General features: G+C 65.2%; 6 protein-coding genes, 1 tRNA gene and 1 pseudogene. 2 read left to right on the top strand and 6 right to left on the bottom strand.

Features of this window, described 5'->3' with window-relative positions:
- From JCM9942_RS10320 to JCM9942_RS10310, 3 genes and pseudogenes are all read right to left on the bottom strand, one after another.
- On the bottom strand, nucleotides 1-203 hold a 203-nt coding region (locus JCM9942_RS10320), incomplete at its 3' end, for a hypothetical protein (protein ID WP_157722864.1).
- 39 nt (nucleotides 204-242) lie between these two features.
- Nucleotides 243-1733, bottom strand: coding sequence for a ribonuclease G (rng, locus tag JCM9942_RS10315; protein ID WP_054659472.1), 1491 nt, complete (start codon nucleotides 1731-1733; stop codon nucleotides 243-245).
- Between the two features lie 5 nt (nucleotides 1734-1738).
- Nucleotides 1739-2331 (bottom strand): annotated as a pseudogene (locus JCM9942_RS10310) (Maf-like protein).
- 132 nt (nucleotides 2332-2463) lie between these two features.
- Here JCM9942_RS10310 and JCM9942_RS10305 point away from each other — a divergent pair.
- Nucleotides 2464-3201, top strand: a complete 738-nt coding sequence (locus tag JCM9942_RS10305) for an SIMPL domain-containing protein (RefSeq protein WP_054659470.1) — start codon at nucleotides 2464-2466, stop codon at nucleotides 3199-3201.
- 262 nt (nucleotides 3202-3463) lie between these two features.
- The gene (locus JCM9942_RS10300) at nucleotides 3464-4135 is read left to right on the top strand and encodes an energy transducer TonB (RefSeq protein WP_054659468.1); all 672 of its coding nucleotides are present in this window, start codon (nucleotides 3464-3466) and stop codon (nucleotides 4133-4135) included.
- Between the two features lie 74 nt (nucleotides 4136-4209).
- Here JCM9942_RS10300 and JCM9942_RS10295 read toward each other — a convergent pair.
- The 3 genes from JCM9942_RS10295 to rsfS all read right to left on the bottom strand — a co-directional run bounded on the left by JCM9942_RS10295 (nucleotide 4210) and on the right by rsfS (nucleotide 5283).
- Nucleotides 4210-4285, bottom strand: a tRNA-Asn gene (locus JCM9942_RS10295).
- Between the two features lie 24 nt (nucleotides 4286-4309).
- Complete coding sequence (gene rlmH, locus JCM9942_RS10290; RefSeq protein ID WP_054659466.1) at nucleotides 4310-4780, bottom strand: 23S rRNA (pseudouridine(1915)-N(3))-methyltransferase RlmH; 471 nt, start codon at nucleotides 4778-4780, stop codon at nucleotides 4310-4312.
- Between the two features lie 86 nt (nucleotides 4781-4866).
- Nucleotides 4867-5283, bottom strand: a complete 417-nt coding sequence (gene rsfS, locus JCM9942_RS10285) for a ribosome silencing factor (protein ID WP_054659464.1) — start codon at nucleotides 5281-5283, stop codon at nucleotides 4867-4869.
- Nucleotides 5284-5475 lie beyond the last annotated feature (192 nt).

Genomic DNA, 5475 nt, shown 5'->3' with positions numbered 1-5475 from the left:
GGCGGTGTCCAGATGCTCGAGGCCACCGGTTGCCCGGCGCGCGCGCTCAACCATGCGGCGACCTTGTCCGGGTGGGACTGCACCAGCGGCAGCAACTGGCTGAAGGTGCCCACCAGCAACGCCACGCACACCAGCGCCAGCGCCAGCGCGTACAGCACATGGCGTCGCAACCGACGCAGACGGTGGCGCAACAGCGTGGTCATCAGGCCACGCCGTCCTCCTCGACGGGGATCAGGACTATGTCAGAGCAACACGACATCGAACTGTTCCTGCAGGTACTGGTCATCGGCTTGGAAGCGGATGCTCTTGCCAAGGAACTCCTCCAGCTCGGCCACCGCCGCGGACTCCTCATCGGTGATGCGCGCCACCACTTTGCTGGAGGCGATCACCAGCAGTCGCGCGGCCTCGAACAGGCGCACGGCACGGGTGATCTCGCGGAAGATCTCGTAGGTCACCGTTTCGGTGGTCTTGATGCTGCCGCGACCGTTGCACTGCGGACAGGTCTCCGACAGCTGGCGCTCCAGGCTTTCCACCGTACGCTTGCGGGTCATTTCCACCAGACCCAGCGGCGAGAAGTCGTAGACGGTGGTCTTGGCATGGTCACGGGCCAGCGCCTTTTCCAGCGTGCGCAGCACCTGGCGGCGGTGCTCGGCGTCATCCATGTCGATGAAATCGATGATGATGATGCCGCCCAGGTTGCGCAGCCGCAGCTGTCGCGCCACTGCCTGCGCCGCCTCCAGATTGGTGCGGAACACGGTTTCTTCCAGGTTGCGCTGGCCGACGAAGGAACCGGTGTTCACATCGATCGTGGTCATCGCCTCGGTCTGGTCGATCACCAGATAGCCGCCGGATTTGAGCGGCACCTGCTTGTCCAGCGCGCGGCCGATCTCGTCCTCGACCCCGAACATGTCGAAGATCGGGCGATCGCCGGCGTACAGCTCCAGCTTCTCGCCGAGCACCGGCATGTACTTGGCCACGAACGCCTGCAACTGGGCGAAGGTTTCCTTGGAATCGACCTTGACCTTGTCCACATCCTTGCGAATCAGGTCGCGTACCGAGCGCAGTGGCAGGCTCAGGTCTTCATAGATGGTGCTGCAGGACGGCACTTCGCGACCGCGCCGCTCGACCACCGCCCAAACCCGCGAAAGATAGGAAATATCTTCAGCCAGCGCCTCGGCCGGCTGGCCTTCGGCATTGGTACGCACGATATAGCCGTAGCCGCCGTGCTGGGCGGAGATCTCGGTGACCAGTGATTTCAGGCGTGCGCGCTCGGCGTCATCCTCGATGCGGGCGGACACGCCCACCATCTTGGACTGCGGCAGCAGCACCAGGTAGCGCGAGGGAATGCTGATCTGGGTCGTCAGGCGCGCGCCTTTGGTGCCGATCGGGTCCTTGACCACCTGCACCACGATATCCTGGCCGTCACGCAGCAATTCCACGATCGGCACCGAGGACGGCAGCGGCAGAGTGGGGGTGGTTTCCTCGGTATCGGCGGTGACCGGCGCCGGTCGCACCACGTCATTGGCGTGCAGGAAGGCCGCGCGCTCCAGGCCAATCTCGACGAAGGCGGCCTGCATGCCGGGCATCACCCGCTGCACCTTGCCCTTGTAGATGTTGCCGACCACACCACGGCGCCAGCCGCGCTCGATGTGCAGCTCCTGCAGCATGCCGTTCTCGATCACCGCCACGCGGGTTTCGCGCGGGGTGACATTGACCAGAATCTCTTCGGACACGTCCTTCATTCCCCCTTGTCCATGGAATCGTCCGCCCCTGCGCCGAATTCGCGCAGCAGCTCCCCTGTCTGTTGCAATGGCAAGCCCATCACGCCGGAATAGCTGCCGGCCAGATGGCTGATGAAGCGCTCGGCGCCGCCCTGGATCGCGTAACCGCCGGCCTTACCCATCGGCTCGCCACTGGCCACGTAGCCGGCGATCTGCGCCGCGCTCATGGCCGCGAACGTCACCTCTGAACTCACCAGCTGGACCCGCTCGCGCCCGTGGGCGACCAGCGCCACCGCGGTCATCACCCGGTGCGTGCGCCCGGCCAGGGACGCCAGCATCGCTGCCGCATCCGCCGCATCCACCGGCTTGCCGTAGACCCGGTCGCCCAGTACCACCTCGGTGTCCGAGCCCAGCACGACCGCATCCGTATCCTGCGCAACCAGCGCCAGACCGGCGCGCGCCTTGTCCAGCGCCACCCGCCGCACGTAGCTTCGGGGGTCTCGTCCGCGCCGCGGACTTCCGGCACCTCCAGATCCAGCGCCCGGAAAGGCACGTCAAGCCGCGACAGGAGTTCGTTTCTGCGGGGGGAGCGGGAGGCAAGATAGAGCATCGAAGAAGGATAACCTGCGCGGCCTGACTGAATGATCGGCGAAGCAAGGAAAGCCATCCAAACCCCGACACGGCTCACTACCCGTTCATCGCCCTGCGTTCACCTTTCCGGTCCAATCCAAGGAGGATCACCATGCGCCACACCGCCCTCGCGCCACTGCTGCTGTCCCTGTCACTTGCCCTGGGAGCTTCGATGTCCGCCCATGCCCAAACCGTGCCCACCGTGGTGGCCAGCGATGCCACCTTGCTGAACATCTCCGCCCAGGCCGAAGCGCGCCGGGTGCCGGACGTGGCCACGCTGTCGGCCGGCGTGGTCACCCAGGCCGCCGACGGCAACACCGCCATGCGCGAGAACGCGCTGCAGATGGACAAGGTGATGGCTGCGATCAAGGCGGCCGGCATCGCCGAGCGCGATATCCAGACCAGCGGCATCAACCTCAGCCCGCAGTACCGCTACACCGAGAACGAAGCACCGAAGATCACCGGTTACCAGGCCAACAACACGGTCAGCCTGAAGGTGCGTGACATCACCAAACTGGGCAAGGTGCTCGACAGCCTGGCCGCCCAGGGGGCAAACCAGATCAACGGCCCCAGCTTCGAAATCGACCAGCCCGAGCCGGTCTATGACGAAGCCCGCCTGGCCGCCCTGAAAAAGGCACAGGCCCGCGCCGAGACCTATGCCAAGTCGCTGGGCCTGCGCGTGCGCCGCATCGTCAGCATCTCCGAGGGCAGCCAGGGCGGCTTCCGGCCCATGCCGATGATGGCCATGGCCGCTGGCCGCAGCGCCAAGGCCGAGATGGATACCGCCGTGTCGCCGGGTGAAACCACGGTCTCGGTGAATCTGGATGTGGTGTTCGAACTGGGACGCTGATCGGCACCCGGCGCATCACCAACAACGGCGCCTACGGGCGCCGTTGTTGTGTGCGAGGCCGGCAAGCGCCATGCGTATATGTGCCACGGGCACCCGTCCGCATGCGAGGACGAAGCTGTCCGGCGCTTAACCGCAAACAGCGGCCCCTCTTGCCGGTTTGCGCATTTGCGGGCGCACTGCAGCTGCAGACAGGGAGCCTGCAGCTCCGTCCTGCATCACCGCGCGTTGTTATCCGTCACACGCCCACGCATGGAGGTGGAACATGGTCCGCACGCAGCACCGCGTCACGTCAGTCCATTTCGAACCGTCACGCATACTCGCCTACAGCACCGCCATCGCATTGCATGGATTGGCCCTGGGGTTGCTGCTGATTCCCCTGTCACAGGCGCCCATCCGTACCATTGCGGTGCCGGAACCGCGCTGGCAGATATCCGAAGCCAAACCGGTACAACCACCGCCCCCGCCGCTGCCCCCGGAAAAGCTGGTCAAGGTCACCTCGTCACCCGCGCCCCCACGTCAACCGGCGTTACCCACACCCGTGGAAACCTCGCCGATGCCGGTATTCGCCACCGAGGCGGTGATCGCACCACTGGCAGATATCGCACCGCCCATCGCCGACGTTCCGGCGACGGAGGTGACCGGCACCGGAATGCCACTGGAAGGCGTGCAGCTGCGCTACCGGAACGCGCCTGCGCCCGCCTATCCACGCGATGCCCTGATGGCCAATGCACAGGGCACGGTGGTGCTACGGGTGCTGGTCGGCGAGGACGGTGTACCGCTGGAGGTAAGCATCGAACGCAGCAGCGGCCATCGCAGTCTCGACAACGCCGCCCGCAGCCAGGTGCTGCGCCGCTGGAAGTTTCAACCGGCCACCGATGGCGGTCAGCCGGTGAAGGCCTACGGACTGATCCCGGTGGATTTCAAGCTGGGTTGAAAACACGGCAGCGCCTGCACCCGGAAAAGCCCAAAGAAAAAGCCGCGATCGCTCGCGGCTTTTTCTTTGAATCCTGGCGCCCGAAGTTGGACTCGAACCAACGACCCCTGATTAACAGTCAAGTGCTCTAACCGGCTGAGCTATTCGGGCGGAGACGCGCATTCTATAGGGTAATCACGCGCGATGGTAGGGGTGATTTGCGATCATCGCCGCTGCGCGGTACAGCTGCTCGGCCACCACCAGTCGAACGAGCATATGCGGCAAAGTCAGCGGACCGATGGACCAGGTTTCATCGGCCGTTGCCGAGACCTCGGCGGCATGTCCTTCCGGGCCACCGATAAGAAATGCGAGATCCCGGCCCTGCGAGCGCCAATGCTCCAGCCGCTGCGCCAACTGCTCGGAGCTGAGCTGGCGTCCGGGCACATCCAGCGCCACCACATAAGGATTCTTCGGCAATGCGGCCAGCACCCGCTTGCCCTCTTCCTCGATCGCCCGCTTCGGATCGCGGCCCTTGCCGCGCAGACCCGGCTCGATCTCCACCAGCTCCAGTGGCAGCCAATGCGAAAGCCGCTTCTGGTATTCGGCAAATCCCTGCGCCACCCAGCCGGGCGCGCGCTCGCCGGTGGCGATCAATCTGGCTTTCATGGGGCGATGGTCTCCCGGATCACGTTGCACTGCCTGAAACAAGGACGGCGCCCTGCGGCGCCGTCACACGACTCTGCGCTGCCGGCTCAGCCCGCAGCGTATTCGTCATCCTGCGCGGCAACCGGCGGCTGGTCGCCCACCGTCCACAGGCGCTCCAGCGCATAGAACTCGCGCACGCGCGGCAGCATGACGTGGACGATCACATCGCCCAGGTCGACCAGCACCCACTCGGCCTCGCGCTCACCTTCCACGCCCAGCGGCATCACGCCCAGGTTCTTGGCAAAGCGCACCACTTCATCGCCAATGGATTTGACGTGACGGGTGGAGGTGCCGGAAACAACGACCAGGTAATCGGCGACGCTGGAACGGCCGCGGACGTCGATCTCGACCGCATCCCGGGCTTTCATTTCCTCCAGCGCCGAATGCACGCAGGCCAGCAGGGCCGAAACGGAGGGCGGGGGGCTGGGCAACTGGGTTTTGATGACTTGGGCTTCGGTGGTCAAAGCGGCATAACTCGATGAATAAGGCGGTGATTATAGAGAACCCGGCTGCTGCCGGCATTCACGAATCGGACTGGCATCCGTACAGGCGGTTTTCGACGATGAAATCAGCCACGCGCGCGGGCACCAGTTCCCGCCACGCCCCGCCATCTGCGATCAGGCCGCGCACCACGGTGGCCGACTCGGACTGCAACG

It is taken from the genome of Stenotrophomonas pictorum JCM 9942 (genome assembly GCF_001310775.1).
Taxonomy (GTDB): Bacteria; Pseudomonadota; Gammaproteobacteria; order Xanthomonadales; family Xanthomonadaceae; genus Stenotrophomonas; species Stenotrophomonas pictorum.
This window is presented reverse-complemented; position numbering and strand designations above follow the sequence as displayed.

Excerpts from the sequence above, each read along its gene's own strand:
- rlmH (WP_054659466.1), bottom strand. The coding sequence starts at position 4,780 with ATGAAAGCCAGATTGATCGCCACCGGCGAGCGCGCGCCCGGCTGGGTG.
- JCM9942_RS10300 (WP_054659468.1), top strand. The coding sequence starts at position 3,464 with ATGGTCCGCACGCAGCACCGCGTCACGTCAGTCCATTTCGAACCGTCA.
- JCM9942_RS10305 (WP_054659470.1), top strand. The coding sequence starts at position 2,464 with ATGCGCCACACCGCCCTCGCGCCACTGCTGCTGTCCCTGTCACTTGCC.